This is a genomic window from Nostoc sp. FACHB-280, assembly GCF_014697615.1.
Lineage (GTDB): Bacteria > Cyanobacteriota > Cyanobacteriia > Cyanobacteriales > Nostocaceae > Nostoc_B.
Map to the genome: position 1 here is coordinate 101,794 of NZ_JACJSD010000016.1, position 16,258 is coordinate 118,051.

A 16,258-nucleotide genomic window follows, 5' to 3' on the forward strand; every position below is an offset into this window, starting at 1 on the left:
ATGTGATATCTCTGATGTAAACGATCAGGCGATCGCATCTGCAAACAAAATTTTTTGGGACATCAATTAAAGTATTTATGTCCCGAAAATTGATTAAATTAACCGCTTGAATTAACCTCAGCATCAACATATTTATAGCTGTATTAGCTTGCTAGACTTAGCTTTGCCAGATTTCACGATTGAACGACGACACTTTTTCAGCAGATAATTCCGCAGTTAAACAGCTTCGATATTTAGATATAAAAATTATTTTTGTATCTCTATTATTTACAAACTGATATTAATATGCTATCCAAGCATAATTTTTATTAATGTGTACATGCGTTACAGCACGCCTATACTAATAAAGTACAAATAAAAACTCTTTAGTTTATCCTAAAACCTTTCTAGATGAAGATACAATTGATCAGTTATTTATAGAAAAGTCTCCACTCTCCCTTGTCCACCTTGTCTCCCTTGTCCACCTTGTCTCCCTTATCTCCTAACCACCTACAGACTCAAGCTGAAGCTGATATGTAACTTGCTGCGTTTGCTGCTTTAGCCATTCTGCAAATAAATATGCCACAATTTGTTGACGCAATTGAGCATTTAACTCTGGCTGAATAATTTCCTCTACCAAAATCAAGTGAATTCCTCTTGATGTAAAAATTGGTTTGAGAAGTTGGGGTGGCTGAACTGTAAAAATAGCCGCAGATATTTCTGGTAATAAATCTCGGCGACGAACTAACCCGCGATATCCACAAGCACGACGTAACTCGATATTTTCGATATATTGGTGAGCCACTTCATAAAAGCTAATTTCACCTTCTTTAATAGCGTAATAAAGTTCTAATGCTAAATCTTCATCTTCTAAAATTACTTCGTACATAATCACACCAGCATAGTCGAGTTGGTGTGCAAAAAAGTATTCTTCAACTTTATTTTCAAACAGATGTGCTGCTAACTTACCAAAAATGAGACTACTATAAGTAATTTTTTCAAAATCATCAATAGAAAGATAATTTTTTTCCAACCATTGCCATGTCTCAGCCGCACTATCAAGATTGTTTGCTAACCGAATTTTATCTGCTGCTTGTTGCAGTTCCTCTGGTTCTATCTTAATTCCATTTTCTAAAGCCACAGCTTTCACAACATGATCAGCAGTAATTTGTTCAATAATTTCTGGCAGCTTACAAGATAGTTTTAGTTGATGTAAAATATCCTGACTGGTAATTAAGATAGAGTCTGTCATTTCAAATAGGGATATATAAAAGTTTTATTTGGTAGGTGAATGAAAGAGACAAAAGAGGAAAGGGAGACAAGGTGGACAAGGTAGAGATGTTTGTAAATTACTATAGGAGTCCTCTTTGATTTATAAATTTGTAAGGGTGCAGTATGGCAGTTTACTCTGACAAATACAATTATTAATCATTGAGGACTGCCATAGCTTAGTTGTTATCTTAAACTAATACTTTATCAGCCGATCGCTTTAATGCAGATAAGGATTCACTTTGGAAGTTAGGTGCGGCTTTTGGTTGTAATTGTTGCTTTTGTTCTTCCAGTTCTGCTAAACGTAAATTACTCCAATTTACCAGACCAGGATTTCCCAAACTAGGTGCTATATTAGCTAGGTGTTGAACAACTGAGATAGCCTCTGGTTCGATTTCTAGAGAAGCCAGATAACAATCACTAGCTAATTCTAATTCGCCCATTTTTTCATGACATTGACCAGCCATAAACCAAGCTACTGGAGTTCCTGGAGGGCCTAATCTTGTGGCTGAACGATAGTATTTAGCAGCTTCTTCGAGTTTGCCACGTTTGGTTAAAACTTCCGCCAATTCTAAATGATATCTCGGTTCTAGAGGCTCTAGCTGGACTATCAGACGTACTCGTTCTTCTGCTAAATCAAGATCCTTTAGCCATATAGACTCTTTAGAACGGCTTTCCATACACAAGCTGAGATTTTCCCGTGCAACAATTTGTTGCAATTCATTTTCAGGTTTTAAACTTCTGGCGTAAGACTCGCATAAATCCATTTCTTCAACTACCTTCTGTTTATCTCTGCGTAAAAATGGTACAAAAGAAACAGAACGATAGTACATACTCATCAACAAGTTATATTCAAACTCATTGAGTGAAGGTTTTAATATTTCAATATCTTTGGTAACTTCTTCACGCCAAAACTCAGCCGCAGCTAAATCGCCAAATATTTTGGAATACTCAACTACCATTTGTAAGCCAGCGTTGATTTTTACCTTACTTCCCGATGGCGCATGAGTAGCGATCGCAGCAATTTCTTGAATATAATCAAAGGTGCGATCGTCAAAGTGCGTAATCAAGCTAGAAAGCGCCCTACACCATGCAAGAGTAGCAAGTTCCACATTACTAGCAATTTCATCATTAGATATTTCTGGGATATACTCTTTTACTACTCGATGAAAGCACAAGCTACGTAATAAGTTCATCACCCGTAATTTGGTGATATTGGGTAGTTCTTGATAGTTAGATAAATACTCACAAAGCTTTTCCCAACGCTCAGTGCGTAATTCTTTTGCTAACTGTAGTGGATGATTAACATGGTATTGATACATCCCAGTTTCTTTTACCAGAGATTCTCGAAAGAAAGGCGAAACATTAACTTGAACTGTATAAGGAAGTGTAGTGTTATTAATTAAACTGTTATAACTAAATTCAATTCCATAATGATGAGGTTTGCCGCCATTAAGAGGGCCTAAATCAAAATATTGTCGATTTAACCAAGCAATAGGTGAACTATTAAGAGTTAGCATAATATCTCTCCTGATGTCCATTATTATGTAGCTATTGAAGTACTACAAAAATCTAGTAACAGTTAGACAAGTAACTAGATATGAAATGAATCACAGTGACATGAGGTTATGGAACTAACTATGTCACTGTGAAAGTTTGCTTTTAAAATAGTTCTAAAATCAGCAACAAAAATTGTGTATTTCAGAACTATTTGGGAAAATTTTTCTTATCTTACGCTAAGAAAGAAGACCATTTAGCAACTGCAAAAGCAACACCACCACGTACAGTTGTGAAAGCTGTAAATTCTGGAGAATCTTTTGCAGCTTTAGACTTTAAGTCAACGATTTCATCAGCAGCTTTTTCAGATTTCAGTTGAGTAATTTTAATTTCAGCCATGATAATAAACCTCAAGATTCAAGTTGTTTTAACGAAGAAACTTTGTTTCGTCTCTTCTTATTAACATCATGCTTTCTTGAATCTTGAAATGCAAGAGAATTCCCAGCATAAATCGGGACAAAAATATCGCATTTTCTGGAGCTAAAATTGAAAATCTGAGTTGATATTTACTACTTCAGGTACAACAATTTTAGGGCAGAGCATAATAATCAGAACTTGTTCTGTAGACATATCTAGTATTTCTAAATGATTCCTGAACCAAAAGATCCCCGACTTCTTCAAGAAGTCGGGGATATGAGTCTCAATAAGTTGCATCTTCATCAAGAAACGGTATTACTAGTGCAGTATGTCGGCAGAATAGAATTAATTATGTCTCTTTTTCTTCCTTCTCTTGTCCTTAGCCGATTCTCATTAGGGACTTCCAAGCAAAAAACCTCCCATTACCTGCTAACAGGGAAGATTAGGGAGAAACTGATTTTTTTGATTATCCTTAGAACAAAAATAAAAAAATTAAGCATCAAGGCAAAACTTCACCTCATGCTTTATCTAAATGTTTTATCTAACAAGGCAAGCATTTTCCAAATAAGAATTCAGAACTCAGAAGCCAGTATCTAGAAAGAATTTATCACGAACTCGTCTTTAAGTATCTGAAATATTAAGTTTCAAACCTTGCTCTTGGTAGGCAAAATTAGTATTAAATTTTATTCTTTGTAAAAGCTTCATCCTGGGGTGGGTGAAGTCTGCTGAATTCTATATTTCTGAATTCCTGTGTCCTGACTAGTATAGATTGGCGCACATAAACAGACCATCTGGAATTACTAAAAGGCTGGTAGTATGACTCACTATTCCTTCTTTTTCCTTTTGACCTTTTACTTTTGCCTTCTTGTACTAGTGCATTTCGTCGTATTCTGGCGCTTCGACTCGTCTAGCTTCTTGACGAGAAGGCGGAAGAAATTCAGCGCGTCGTACAGGAACCAAAGGCGGAGTAGAACCTTGATACGGGTGAATTACCTGCACTGTGCGAGTCGGACGGCTGCGCGGCCCAAATAAAGCCAAGACTCCAGCAACTACAATACCGCCACCAACTGTCAACGTTGCGCCTCCCACAGCCCAAACAATTGGTGAAGTCCACCAAGCGTTTTGAGGTTGTAATACTTCAGATGCAGCTTTTTGGCTATTTTGCTGTGCTAATAACAACTGTTGGGCATTTTGATTGTCCAATAGTCGTTGATTTGCGCCTTTTAGCTGTTCATTGTCGGTTCTTAAACGATTTAACTCAGCTTTTAACTGCTCAAACTCTGCCCGTAGCTCAGGGTTAGACGCGGTAGGTGGCTGAGTATTCGGATAAGGTTGTCCGTAGTTAGACGGATACTGCATAGGCGGCTGTAGCTGGGGTGCAACTACAGTGGGCATTTGGGGGGTAACAGTAAAGTTAGGTTGTAAGGGATTATTTGTTCCCTTGAGCAAAACAAGCGCCGCCAGCCCAGCCACAGCGACTCCACCGATAAATGCCATACTCTCACTCATCGCCTTTGTCCCTCAGCTGCGACGTAATTGTTTGTGACTGACACACTCTCACACTCATAATCTTTTACTTACTCAAATTCACCTAAACACTTAAAGTATAAGCGACAGTATCAGCTAGTTTTTTTACAGCCTGCAATCTGCTGTTAATATTCAAGACCATAAAGGTGAAATTGTCTACTAAATCAGGGTAAAAAAACTATACTGTTATACATTCTTAATCTACTTTTTCTGAGGTGGCAAGAAAGTTATGTGTTAAGAGTCAACGGTCATTTGTTCTTTCCTGACTTTCCCTACTCCCGATTAACTGCGTAGAGCGACTTTCAGGCTTTGACAAAATTGAGCGATCGCATTTAATCCCTCTTCAGGAGTACCTTCTGCTAAACGTTTGACAAAAGCACTACCAACAATTGCGGCATCTGCTCCCCAATCTTTTACCTGAAGGGCTTGTTCAACTTGAGAAATTCCAAAACCAACTCCGATGGGTTTATTCGTAACATTACGAATTTGCTGGAGTAAATCAGATACGCGTGTTTCCATTTGCGATCGCATCCCTGTTACACCAGTCACACTCACTAAATAAATAAATCCTTGGGAAGCACGAGCGATCGCTTCGATTCTATCAGCCGAACTAGTAGGTGCTACCAATAAAGTTAAATCAATCCCGATCTCACCCGCAGGTTTGAGCAAGCCAGCTGCTTCTTCTAGAGGTAAATCAGGTACTACCAATCCTGCTACCCCAGCCTTGGCAATTTGCTGGAGAAAATTTTCAATACCCCGGTGCAGAATTGGGTTGTAATAAGTAAACAAAATAATTGGCGCTTGCAAACTGGGGGTAATATCTTGCAACATTTCCAGAACGTCTTCTAACTTGGTTCCCTGTTGCAAAGCGCGGGTAGCAGCCGCCTGAATCACTGGCCCATCCGCCAGAGGATCAGAATAAGGTACACCCAACTCAATCAGATCAGCACCGCTACTATCTAAAATTTTCAAAGCGGATGCGGTGGTTGCTAAGTCTGGATCACCAGCAGTAATAAACGGAATCAGAGCGCACTCTTGATTCCGTTTTAAGGTTTCAAAGCGATCGGAAATGGCGGTCATTAGTCAAAAATCAAAAGTCAAGGGTCAACAGTCAAAAGAATGAATCAGCAACAAGAAAACGGGTAATACTGATGGAAGTCAATATCTTGGAATCCCAGAACTAGAAACACTATTCCCTGTTTCCTGTTCCCTGTTCCCTTCTTCACCGACTATTGACTATTGACTCATAAAATGATCACTTTAAACCTGAGATTGCTTTTCTTGTTCAACCTCGGCTTGAATTTTGGCTAGTTCTTCTGGTGTAAGTTCTTCCAACCGCTTTTGGAAAAACGCTTGTTCATAGTCTTCCCGTTGCTGATGGTAGGTCATATTTTTATTCACAGCGCGGTAAACATAAGTGCTTACCCAACCAACCAAGCCAATCACCACTAGCACAGCTTGGCTCCATATCCCAGCTTGTTGAGCATCTAAGCCCACAAGTTGTAATCCCACATAAGCCAAGCCACCAGCAATAAAAATGCCTAAACCAATTACAAGAGCGTCGATGCGTCGCATGAGAGTTATGACCTACCAATCTTGTTAAGCTTCAATTTTGCGCGGTTGTGGTCGCAGGTTCACAAAGGGCGACAGAACCAACAAACCGGGAAAGAAGAAGAAAACCAAAAAGTACATAAAAGCACGCTCAACAGAAGTCGCCGCATACCATCGCAGCTTCATGTAAAACATTACAGCCACAGGAAGGACTAATAAATAAGCGCCAGCCAAAATCAGATACAGCAGGGCTACGATCATAGGTTTTCTCTCTTTGTAGACAAGGCCATTTGGTGCATCTGTTTTTCATCATAGGCTGAAGAGTCCTATTTTATGTAACTTTCCAAAAATTCTGCTCTTTTACTGGACAAATCTTAGGATAGTGCTACAATAGCAAAGCCAGTGTCTGATGTGTGTACTTGTAACACCAAGGTGAAGATGCTTGTCAGAAGTGAGAGATTGCCAAAAGTAATGCGATCGCCCAACACAGACAAAATTTTTCTTACCTAGTTCACAAAATGCACAATTGATGGTGGAATAGATGAGGGGGTATTTGTTACCTTCAAAAAATAACTGGCTCCTAAGTAAACTTGGGGGTGTGGCGGAATGGCAGACGCTACGGACTTAGACAACTGAGCCTTGATGAAGAAATTCTTCAAGTGGAAGCTCTCAAACTCAGGGAAACCTAAATCTGTTTTCAGACAAGGCAATCCTGAGCCAAGCCTAAAGCAATTACTGAGTTGAAATACTCGAAGTTTTAGGAAGGTGCAGAGACTCGACGGGAGCTACCCTAACGTAAAGGCGAGGGTAAAGGGAGAGTCCAATTCTCAAAACCAAAAGGTAATTAAAAATCCTAGGTAGTAGTGAAAGCTGCAAGAGAATGAAAATCCGTTGACCTTAAACGGTCGTGAGGGTTCAAGTCCCTCCACCCCCACTAAAAACAAAGTTAAACAAAGCCTGCTTAGTATCACCTAATGTACAGTGACTAATTATTTGTCATCAGTGACAAATTGTTGTCATTGAGCCAAATTAACTGTCGTTGTGACAAATTATATTTCTCTAGGTTAGTGGTGACAAATTCATGTCGCCAACAGTTCACTATGTAATTATTATACAAAGCAACTAGAACGAGGGGGTGAAGGGACTTGCTTTCAACCCGCCCTAACTTTAACAAGTACTGAAACCTAACACTAATCCCACATCTAACAGATTTTTAAATCCTCCCATTGCTGAGAGGACGGTTGCAACCGCTGCCTTATTCACAATTGCGCTGACTGCTACTCTTTCAACCCTCCCATTGCTGAGAGGACGGTTGCAACCACCCAAGCAAAAATGAAGGCGTTCACATACAATGCTTTCAACCCTCCCATTGCTGAGAGGACGGTTGCAACCTGCAAATACTTGTATTTTTCTACGTAATGATGGCCTTTCAACCCTCCCATTGCTGAGAGGACGGTTGTAACGGTATCGCTACCTACAGATGCGTGAAACTGCGGACTTTCAACCCTCCCATTGCTGAGAGGACGGTTGCAACCACACCTTCACACCTTTGCACCTTGACCACATAGCCACTTTCAACCCTCCCATTGCTGAGAGGACGGTTGCAACGGGAAAGCAGCAGGTGATACCGTGTCACTCAATACTTTCAACCCTCCCATTGCTGAGAGGACGGTTGCAACGGTAATCTTGTAGGCTGCCATAGCCCAAAGCATTCAACTTTCAACCCTCCCATTGCTGAGAGGACGGTTGCAACGTCACGCACTTGTGCGAAATCATCGAAAGTCCAGTCTTTCAACCCTCCCATTGCTGAGAGGACGGTTGCAACGGCTGCCATCTTTAACCCTTTCATATAAGGGTTTTCAGATCCGACTTGCGCCAACCTTCTCGAAAATCCTCCCAGGATTTAATTTTTGAATTGTCTACAAAAAAAATTTCTAACTAAAATTCCTTGTAGGATTAGGTTTTCAGGATTTGCGCGAACCAAGAGCAGAATTTTAACCTGTCTTTGGTGCGTCAAATAAAGAATTGGGGAGGGTTCCCCCCTTGGTCGGGGGTGATTGGGTAGCCACTACAACAGTACATCCGCGCCCTTATTGCTGGGAGCGCACCTATCCTATCCGAAGATAGCAGCATCAGGGTGAGCAGCTACCAGGGTCAGAAAGCAAAACTGTATTGCTACAGTCAAACTAACCCTCATTTAACACAGTTCAGAGGCTGCAAGCAGCATGAACTGCGGCGCTATTAAATATTATTCCATTATCAAGGTTCAGATATTTGTCAACTTCGCTTAGTTAGGCGGAGATTATAAGCACAGAGGGCTAATTCTGTTGCTTTATCCTGGGGACTGCCACGAACAGGTTGTTTACCTTCCTCAATCACAATTCCTATCTGAGCAGCTTTACTTTGAATGCTTTGGATTAATCTGCCGTAGCTCCAGGAATGAACATTGACTCGATACTGTTTGGCGTATTTTTGCTGGATTTCTACGGAGCCAGGACATTTTGTTTCAGCTATGGCTTGAATTTCACTTTGGAGAATCTCTCGCATATCTCCTAATTTAGGCAAAACTATACTACCCGCTTTATAAGTTTGCGCGATCGCTACAATTTCTTTAGCTAATAATCTGTCTACATACTGCCCTAACTCAGATGTGCCAAACTGATTGGGAGAGAAACTTTTTTGTGCTTTGTGGCGTTCGTGGGATAGTGATCGCTGTTGTCTTCGCTGACGATTTAGGAGTTCGTAATTTTCCCCTAGTAATTGCCTGATGCTGCGGTAAGCTAAAACTTTGTTTGCGATCGCATCGACTACGGCTATAGTTGCAGGTTTTTCTAACCCTAAGCTTACTCCAACCAATATGTGTGATTGACCTTGGTACAGGGGTTTACTAGGACGCTCGAAGGAATTATTTATGCGAGTTAGTGTAGATTGTTTACGCTGAATAAAAGCTTGCTGAGTATTACTCAGGTCTGTCTTTTCTTTCATCTTGGTGATGAATTTGGTAATCTCGTGTGCTTTCTCTTGGCGAACTTGTTCTGTTCCTTCAGCACTCCACAGGCGATTGTCTACACAGCAATAAAGGGTCAATCGATTAATTTGCCAAGGTTCACCTTTACCTTCACCTTCTTGCCAAGCTAAACGACCATTTCTGAGAGTGAACAAACCGCTAGAATGTTGATTCTTGCTTTTGCGTTTAGTTTGTTGGTCTTCTAAGAAGCGTTTAAACCAATGTAGTTGACGGCGATCGCAATACACTTCAAAAGTTAAATCACTCAAGCCATTGAAGTGAACACAGAGCCTACCTTTTTCATTTTTTGACCAAACTAGGTCTTCGTTCGTTTCAAAAATTAAGGGAAAAGGAAGAGAACTTGAGCGGGTTAACAAAATATCTTGCCAGCGTTTGGCTTCGGCATTATCTTCTGGAACAGTAGTTTTAGCAGTGAAAAGTGTTTCTAACCATTTAGCATTGGTTAAGTCCCGACCTTTAGGAATTCGACTTGTTAGTTTTTCTGTGAGTCTTTGAATTTGGATTTCTAGTTTACGGCGACGTTTAGCAAATTTTTCAGGGTCTTCTTCTTTATTATTGAGTTTGCAGCCATTTTTCAGTAGGTAGCTAATGGCGCTACGACTGAGTATGTCGTCAGTTTGTTGATAAGCATCAAATAATTTATGAGATAAACTCCTGTCAGGATTGGAAGCAGATATTTTTTTTGATTTCTTTGTCTTTCTTCTTTTAGTTACAGGAATATTAGAGTCAGATTCTGGTGTAGCTATTGCCTGAATTTCAGCAGCTTTAGTACGAATAGCCTCTAAGCTGCAACCACTAATTTCTACTAATTCAGCATCGCTGTTGAGCATTTCTAGCCAGCGTATTTTGCCGTCAAGCTGTTGCTGTAAACGTTTTTGAATGGTTAACCAAGATTTGTAAATGTAATCCACAACATGAATTGCTGATAAATACAAACGGCTGGGCTGACCTGTAAAGCTAAGGTCAGTTTTCAGTGATTGGCAAAGCTGGTGAACAACTGTTGAGGGCAGTTTGCCATTTTTTCGCCATTTCTCAAAATCTGGATGTTTACTAAGTTGTTGAAGCAGTTCGTTAATTAGGGGTGTGTTCAATTCTGCCATTAACTTCCAGAGTTGTTGGCGGGTAGATTCACTGGCAATTAGGCGACATTGAATAGTAATCTGGCTCATAAAAATAAAATACCATAAAAACACATTATGTTGTACAGAAAACTAATGTGTTTTAAGAGATGCTTCTATAGGATGAATCTTATGGAAGGAAAGTTCTACACAAGCACAGAAGCAGCAGAAATTACTCATTGCTCTCGCCGCCAGTTGCAGTATTGGCGAGAGAAGGGAGTTATAGTACCTACTGTTAACAGTAGTGGCAAAGGTCGTAATGTTTACTACTCCAAAGCTGATCTGTTGGCGTTAACGGTAATGGAACAGTTGCTATCAATCGGGTTAAATTTTGAGGTTTGCCATGCAGCATTAGAAACACTGCGGGAAAAGGAACCTTGGCTATTTGATGAGTCTGTCCCAGAAGAAAAGATGAAGCGACTCATGTTATTACCCACGCGATCGCATGAACAACCTTTGCAAATGGCAGAGTTTGATAAACAAGCTGCCCTAGAAGCACTTTGTCAAGGACAAACTGTGATTCCCTTTTGGTGCGATCGCATTCACGAACTCTTACACCAAAATCTCAAACGCTTTAGCAAGTAATATTAAGTAATATTACGCTGCATAAGGATGTTTATTAGCACTTTTATACTGCTGATAAATATGGAGAAATACTATATTACTAAGGTTATCTACATCCCTATCATCGTAGGCATCTACAGGTAAACCCGTGTCTTCGCTGTATAAATAATCGTAAATAAAACTCTTAATTGTGGCTCTTGTAGATTCCTTATCTCGCCAGTTTTCTAGTTGCTGTAATTGTGATTTCACGGCTTCAATTAAAGACTGAGCAACTTGTTTGAGGCGGTTTCTAATTCTGGTATCCAAATTATCTTTAGATGAGCAAAGCAAGTCAAAAACGGCAAGGTGTTCTTCACTTAAACCTTCGCGGACAGCACGAGTATCTTCTTCGGACAGGTCTTTGACAAGTTGCAGCAGTTCCTCAAAAGTTTGCTCAATGGCTACTCGGTCGGTTTCGCGGTTATAGTTTTGCATAACTTGTTGATAGCGCGTGTAGTAGTCAATGCGAGATGGGTTTTGTTGTATCATTCGCTGAAGTTGGCGTTCGACGGCTTCTTTCAAAGTTTGAACTGAGGTATTTTTAGTTGGAGAATTGGCAAATTCTGCTTTTAATAACTCAAAGTCTATATTGCTGATATTGTAAGTTTTGCCTGACTCTGAACCTGGAAGACGGGAAGTATCAACGTTGATAAACTCGCTAACAATACCTTGTAAGGAACGGAGAACAGCGTTGATATCGAGAGATATTTTGTGTTGTTCGTGTAAGTGTTTGTAAATTTGCTCAATGGCGTTATATCTTCCTTGGTAAGGTGCAGTTAATTTCGGTTCAGTAATTAGCGCCTGTTTCTTCTTAAACACTTCCCTTGCTAATACTTCAAAGCGGGCGCGAGATTCATCATTAGTACAAACTGTATTAACTGCACTAGACAAAGCAGCAATTTTATCAAATCCTTCTGTTTCTACCAATTCTTGCAAGTCAAACCCCAGATTGGCGATGTGGTCAATACAACTTTGAAGTGCGATCGCATAATCTTCTTGTAATTTGTTCAAATCATTGTAAGGTGTTATACTTTCATCTTCGCTTCCTACTTCTGCACGAGAGTATCTTGCAAGGGCGGCACGGAGACTTGTTAAAATACCGTTGTAATCAATTAATAAACCGTTATTTTTACCTTCATGGACGCGGTTTGCACGGGCGATCGCTTGCATGAGAGTATGTCCTTGTAAGGGTTTATCTATATATAATGTGGCAAGGCTGGGGACATCAAAGCCTGTTAACCACATGGCGCAGACAATCGCAAAGCGGAAAGGGTGTTTTTCGTTCTTAAATTCTTCTTCTAGATTGCGACTTTTGATAATTTGGCGATGGGGAATTATATCTAAACCCCAATCTTTGAAAGTTTTAACTTCGTTTTGGGCTTCGCTAATTACAACTAAATATTCGGTTGACTCCAGCCATTGCAGATGTTGCTGGTGTTCCACTTCCTCTTGTTCATCAGCAGCTTGTTTGACTAATTGTTTGTGTGCTTGTATTGCTTGTTTCCAGTATTTATCGATAAGTCCGTGCATTCGCACGGAGGTAATTTTATCTAGACAAACAAGCATGGCTTTTCCTGTTTGCCAACGTTGGGTATAGTGAGCTACTAAGTCTTGGGCGATTCGATCTAAACGTTTTTCGGCGGTGAGGATGAGATATTCTCCTCCCAAGCGACGACGGACAGCTTCTTCCTGTTCAGCGTCGAGTTCAAATTGTTCAATAGCAGTAGCGAGGCGTTGATTTAGTTCCTCGGAAGCTGCAACCTGGCGTTGACTACCTTTGTCGTCATAATATAATTCTTCGCCTCGATTGTCGTAGTAGAGGGGAACAGTTGCACCATCTTCAACAGCACGTTGGAAATCGTAGGTGGAAACGTAGCCACCGAAAACTCGACGGGTAAGTTGGTCTTCTTCCGACTCCATCAAGGGTGTACCAGTAAAGCCGATGAAAGACGCATTGGGTAAGGCTTGGCGCATATTTTCCGCAAGTTTACCGTATTGGGTACGGTGCGCTTCGTCGGAGATGACTATAATATCGGGACGGAGGGAGTAAGTCTCACCTGGTTTGTTGAATTTGTGAATAAGCGTGAAAACGTAGCGATGGTTGTCTTTGAGTAATTCAGCTAATTGTTCACCACTAGCCGCTTGAGTATTAGTCTCTTTGATAGCACCAATGCCAGCGAAGGTTTTTACGATTTGATTATCTAATTCTTGGCGGTCTGTGACGATGACAAAGGTAAAATTACCTGGTAATTGGCGGTGGGCTTTGCGAGTGAGAAATGCCATTGAGTAAGATTTACCGCTACCTTGAGTATGCCAAAAAACACCAAGTTTACCTTCTCGAACTTCCCTTTGTTGAACGGCGGTAAATGCGCGGTTGACACCAAGAAATTGGTGATTACGAGCTAGAATTTTGATAGTTTTACCGCTACTGTCATCAAAGAGAATGAAGTTTTCAATGATGTCGAGGAAATTGTCTTTACGGCACATCCCCATTACCATTGTTTGGTAGTCAACTTTGCCTTTTTCCTCTTCCTCTAGACGTTTCCATTCTTGGAAGTGGCTGTAACGACTGGTGATGCTACCAACTTTCCCTTCTATTCCATTACTCAACATGACTATGGCGTTGTGATGGAAAATTCCGGGTATGGTGTCTTTGTAATCGGTGTAGTTGTCTTCGTAAGCTACTCTGACGTTGCGGTGGGTGGCTTTAAGTTCAATAAATAGTAAAGGAATTCCATTAACAAAACCGATGATATCAGGCCGTTTGGAATAGAGAGAACCTTTAATAGACAACTCCCGCACAACTAGGAAATGATTATTTTCGGGGTTTTGAAAGTCAATCACTTTGAGGCGGGGATTGATGGTTTCACCCTCTGGATTGTTGTAGGGTTTCTCTGGGATACCTTCACGGATGAGTTGGTATTTTTTCTGGTTGATGGTAACTAATTGGTCTGAAATATTGGATGTGGTGAATTGTGCGATCGCATCGTCGTATACTTGCTGTGGATGACCAGGATTAAATTTCTCTAATGCTTGGCGAAGATAGCGTGTGAGGACAACTTCTCGTTTATCTTTGCGTCCTAGTGTACCGTTAGTGCCGAAAGTTTCTTTTTTGTACGCGTAAACTGAGTGCCATTTCAGGGTTTGTTCAAAGAAGTTAGCGGTAGTTTTTTGCACCAAGTGGTCTTCGGAATATTCGGCACTCATGGGTGTGATAGGTAATACAGGTAGGTATTATATTGATAGCTTTGAGATTGGGAAAGTAGCAAGTATCACTTATAATGTCTCAAGAAAATGGTTTTTTGCTGATCAAAACCTTAATGATTACTTAATTAGTATTACTTAAGAGCAAAAACAGCTTATCAATAATATTTACTTGTTATTATGCGATCTAAAGCTTTGCAATTAGTGTTGTGAGCCTGATTCTGGAAATTCCCACTATTAATGACAAACCAAAGGATTTTGACTGCTTATCCCAACTATGGCAGAAAGTTCAAGCAGAAACAGAAGAAGTCATTTTTGATTTTTCCCGTTGTCACTTTTTACGACAAAACGCCGTTGCATTTTTAGGGGGTTTGGCTCGACTAATTGAGTCACGGGGCGGTAAAGTTACCTTTAACTGGGAAACGGTAAAGAGAAATGTTTGTGCAAACTTGAAACAAAATGGTTTCATGTACGCATTTAATGCTGGTGACGAACCACGACAAGGTAATTCTATTCCTTACAGAGAAGATTTATCTCAAGATAAAGATAGTTTAATTTACTACTTAGCCGAACATTGGCTAGGTAGAGGTTGGGTTCAGGTTAGCAATATTTTAAAGACTGTCATTGTTGGAACTGCTTGTGAAATCTATGCAAATGCTTTTGAGCATGGAAAAACTGACATTGGTGTGTTTAGCTGCGGACAATATTTTCCCCGGTTAAGAGAGCTTAATCTCACTGTGGTTGACTTTGGTGTTGGAATTCCTCAAAATGTACGTGATTTCCAGAAAAATAGTCATTTACCCGCAGATGAAGCCTTAAAATGGGCTTTTCAGAAAGGGACAACTACCAGAGGTGGACAGGTGACGGGTGGTATCGGTCTTGACTATTTAAAACAATTTGTTCATATAAATAAGGGTAAACTTCAAATTTTAAGCCATGATGGATGTGCGACAATAGATGAAAATGGAGAAATTTACGAAAATAAACAAAGTTTTTTTGGAGGAACGCTGGTAAACATTACGCTCCTATGCGATGAGTCACTGTATGCTTTGGACTTTGAAGCCGATGACGAACTGTTGTTTTAAGGGAGAGATTTAAGTATGAAGCACGAAATCCTTACCTTAATAGGCAAAAACTGTATTACACCCGGCGATGGTCAGAAGGTGTATGATTTGGTTTATCCAGAATTATTAGCAGAGCATCAGGTTGAGCTAGACTTTGCAGGAGTGGAAATATTTGCTTCCCCCTTCTTCAATTTTGCTATTGGACAATTACTTCGAGATATTGAGCCAGATAAGCTAAATCGTCTACTAAAGTTTTCTAATCTCAATGCAGTTGGTAAGCAGATACTTAAGTTAGTAATTGAAAACTCAAAGCGGTATTATTCCGACCCTAATTTTCGTAGTCGGTTAGACCAAGTTATCAGCGAACAAGCAAATACATATTAATGGCTGTTAATTATACAGTTCAGGCTGAGGTGGTGGATATCCAGTCTGATAATCCCAAGCAGGATGATATTTTTTTAGTGGATACAAATGTCTGGTATTGGTACACTTATACTAATGCCAGTATTTCATCTCGCCCTTATCAGATTACAGAATATCCTTCCTATGTAGCCAAGGCTATTTCTGCTAGTTCTTTGCTGCTATATTGTGGTCTTTCTTTTGCAGAATTAGCTCATCAAATTGAGAAGACAGAAAGAGAAATATTTTCTTCTACTATAAAACCAAAAGATTACCGTCATAACCACCCAGCAGAAAGAGCAAAGGTAGTAGCAGAAGTAGAAATTGCTTGGAAACAGGTTATATCAATTGCTGCTTGTACGGAAATATTGATAGACGAAACTAAAACTAATACTGCGCTTACTAGGTTTCAAACTCAGTTGCTTGATGGTTATGACTTGCTGATATTAGAAGCGATGGATAAAGCAGGGGTAAAACAAATAATTACTGATGATGGTGATTATTTGACTGTTCCAGGAATTAAAGTTTTTACAGCTAACAGTGGGGCGATTTCCGCAGCCAGAAGTCAAGGTAAGCTTTTGGTAAGGTAATATTTAACCTTA

14 protein-coding genes and 1 CRISPR repeat array are annotated in these 16,258 nt (G+C 40.1%); of the genes, 5 read left to right on the forward strand and 9 right to left on the reverse strand.

Features of this window, described 5'->3' with window-relative positions; genetic code table 11:
* Nucleotides 1–481: 481 nt before the first annotated feature.
* The 3 genes from H6G75_RS14025 to H6G75_RS14035 form a co-directional block, all read right to left on the reverse strand.
* Nucleotides 482–1,231 (reverse strand): peptidylprolyl isomerase, encoded by a 750-nt coding sequence (locus H6G75_RS14025; RefSeq protein WP_190980662.1) that lies wholly within the window; start codon nt 1,229–1,231, stop codon nt 482–484.
* Nucleotides 1,232–1,439: 208 nt separating this feature from the next.
* The gene (locus H6G75_RS14030) at nt 1,440–2,768 is read right to left on the reverse strand and encodes a tetratricopeptide repeat protein (RefSeq protein ID WP_190980663.1); all 1,329 of its coding nucleotides are present in this window, start codon (nt 2,766–2,768) and stop codon (nt 1,440–1,442) included.
* A gap of 211 nt (nt 2,769–2,979) precedes the next feature.
* Complete coding sequence (locus H6G75_RS14035) at nt 2,980–3,144, reverse strand: hypothetical protein (protein WP_190980664.1); 165 nt, start codon at nt 3,142–3,144, stop codon at nt 2,980–2,982.
* 246 nt (nt 3,145–3,390) lie between these two features.
* On the opposite strand from H6G75_RS14035, the gene H6G75_RS14040 reads away from it, so the two are divergent.
* Nucleotides 3,391–3,759, forward strand: a complete 369-nt coding sequence (locus H6G75_RS14040; RefSeq protein ID WP_190980665.1) for a hypothetical protein — start codon at nt 3,391–3,393, stop codon at nt 3,757–3,759.
* A gap of 273 nt (nt 3,760–4,032) precedes the next feature.
* Here H6G75_RS14040 and H6G75_RS14045 read toward each other — a convergent pair whose 3' ends face one another.
* The 5 genes from H6G75_RS14045 to cas12k form a co-directional block, all read right to left on the reverse strand.
* The gene (locus H6G75_RS14045) at nt 4,033–4,671 is read right to left on the reverse strand and encodes a heterocyst differentiation related protein (RefSeq protein WP_190980666.1); all 639 of its coding nucleotides are present in this window, start codon (nt 4,669–4,671) and stop codon (nt 4,033–4,035) included.
* A 300-nt stretch (nt 4,672–4,971) separates the two neighbouring features.
* On the reverse strand, nt 4,972–5,769 hold the full coding sequence (gene trpA / locus H6G75_RS14050) for a tryptophan synthase subunit alpha (protein WP_190980667.1): 798 nt from the start codon (nt 5,767–5,769) through the stop codon (nt 4,972–4,974).
* Between the two features lie 180 nt (nt 5,770–5,949).
* The gene (locus H6G75_RS14055; RefSeq protein WP_190968382.1) at nt 5,950–6,264 is read right to left on the reverse strand and encodes a DUF3007 family protein; all 315 of its coding nucleotides are present in this window, start codon (nt 6,262–6,264) and stop codon (nt 5,950–5,952) included.
* Between the two features lie 24 nt (nt 6,265–6,288).
* Entirely contained in the window at nt 6,289–6,501 is a 213-nt protein-coding gene (gene ndhL / locus H6G75_RS14060; RefSeq protein WP_190980668.1) for an NAD(P)H-quinone oxidoreductase subunit L, read from the reverse strand.
* Nucleotides 6,502–7,451: 950 nt separating this feature from the next.
* Nucleotides 7,452–8,065: direct repeats of the CRISPR family, unit length 37 nt; unit sequence CTTTCAACCCTCCCATTGCTGAGAGGACGGTTGCAAC.
* 452 nt (nt 8,066–8,517) lie between these two features.
* Nucleotides 8,518–10,437, reverse strand: a complete 1,920-nt coding sequence (gene cas12k, locus H6G75_RS14065) for a type V CRISPR-associated protein Cas12k (RefSeq protein WP_190980669.1) — start codon at nt 10,435–10,437, stop codon at nt 8,518–8,520.
* Nucleotides 10,438–10,518: 81 nt separating this feature from the next.
* Between cas12k and H6G75_RS14070 the strand changes: the two genes are divergently transcribed.
* On the forward strand, nt 10,519–10,971 hold the full coding sequence (locus H6G75_RS14070) for a MerR family transcriptional regulator (protein ID WP_190980670.1): 453 nt from the start codon (nt 10,519–10,521) through the stop codon (nt 10,969–10,971).
* 12 nt (nt 10,972–10,983) lie between these two features.
* On the opposite strand, the gene H6G75_RS14075 is transcribed toward H6G75_RS14070, so the two are convergent.
* On the reverse strand, nt 10,984–14,196 hold the full coding sequence (locus tag H6G75_RS14075; RefSeq protein WP_190980671.1) for a type I restriction endonuclease subunit R: 3,213 nt from the start codon (nt 14,194–14,196) through the stop codon (nt 10,984–10,986).
* 206 nt (nt 14,197–14,402) lie between these two features.
* Between H6G75_RS14075 and H6G75_RS14080 the strand changes: the two genes are divergently transcribed.
* The 3 genes from H6G75_RS14080 to H6G75_RS14090 are packed head-to-tail and all read left to right on the forward strand — an operon-like array spanning nt 14,403 to nt 16,246.
* Nucleotides 14,403–15,278, forward strand: a complete 876-nt coding sequence (locus H6G75_RS14080; protein ID WP_190980672.1) for an ATP-binding protein — start codon at nt 14,403–14,405, stop codon at nt 15,276–15,278.
* 15 nt (nt 15,279–15,293) lie between these two features.
* A complete protein-coding gene (locus tag H6G75_RS14085) occupies nt 15,294–15,641 on the forward strand; it encodes an STAS-like domain-containing protein (protein ID WP_190689417.1) in 348 nt (115 codons plus the stop codon).
* Nucleotides 15,641–16,246, forward strand: coding sequence for a hypothetical protein (locus H6G75_RS14090; RefSeq protein ID WP_190980673.1), 606 nt, complete (start codon nt 15,641–15,643; stop codon nt 16,244–16,246). The genes H6G75_RS14085 and H6G75_RS14090 overlap by 1 nt, the downstream gene beginning before the upstream one ends.
* Nucleotides 16,247–16,258: the final 12 nt, after the last annotated feature.

Excerpts from the sequence above, each read along its gene's own strand:
- H6G75_RS14025 (WP_190980662.1), bottom strand. The coding sequence starts at position 1,231 with ATGACAGACTCTATCTTAATTACCAGTCAGGATATTTTACATCAACTA.
- H6G75_RS14030 (WP_190980663.1), bottom strand. The coding sequence starts at position 2,768 with ATGCTAACTCTTAATAGTTCACCTATTGCTTGGTTAAATCGACAATAT.
- H6G75_RS14035 (WP_190980664.1), bottom strand. The coding sequence starts at position 3,144 with ATGGCTGAAATTAAAATTACTCAACTGAAATCTGAAAAAGCTGCTGAT.
- H6G75_RS14040 (WP_190980665.1), top strand. The coding sequence starts at position 3,391 with ATGATTCCTGAACCAAAAGATCCCCGACTTCTTCAAGAAGTCGGGGAT.
- H6G75_RS14045 (WP_190980666.1), bottom strand. The coding sequence starts at position 4,671 with ATGAGTGAGAGTATGGCATTTATCGGTGGAGTCGCTGTGGCTGGGCTG.
- trpA (WP_190980667.1), bottom strand. The coding sequence starts at position 5,769 with ATGACCGCCATTTCCGATCGCTTTGAAACCTTAAAACGGAATCAAGAG.
- H6G75_RS14055 (WP_190968382.1), bottom strand. The coding sequence starts at position 6,264 with ATGCGACGCATCGACGCTCTTGTAATTGGTTTAGGCATTTTTATTGCT.
- ndhL (WP_190980668.1), bottom strand. The coding sequence starts at position 6,501 with ATGATCGTAGCCCTGCTGTATCTGATTTTGGCTGGCGCTTATTTATTA.
- cas12k (WP_190980669.1), bottom strand. The coding sequence starts at position 10,437 with ATGAGCCAGATTACTATTCAATGTCGCCTAATTGCCAGTGAATCTACC.
- H6G75_RS14070 (WP_190980670.1), top strand. The coding sequence starts at position 10,519 with ATGGAAGGAAAGTTCTACACAAGCACAGAAGCAGCAGAAATTACTCAT.
- H6G75_RS14075 (WP_190980671.1), bottom strand. The coding sequence starts at position 14,196 with ATGAGTGCCGAATATTCCGAAGACCACTTGGTGCAAAAAACTACCGCT.
- H6G75_RS14085 (WP_190689417.1), top strand. The coding sequence starts at position 15,294 with ATGAAGCACGAAATCCTTACCTTAATAGGCAAAAACTGTATTACACCC.
- H6G75_RS14090 (WP_190980673.1), top strand. The coding sequence starts at position 15,641 with ATGGCTGTTAATTATACAGTTCAGGCTGAGGTGGTGGATATCCAGTCT.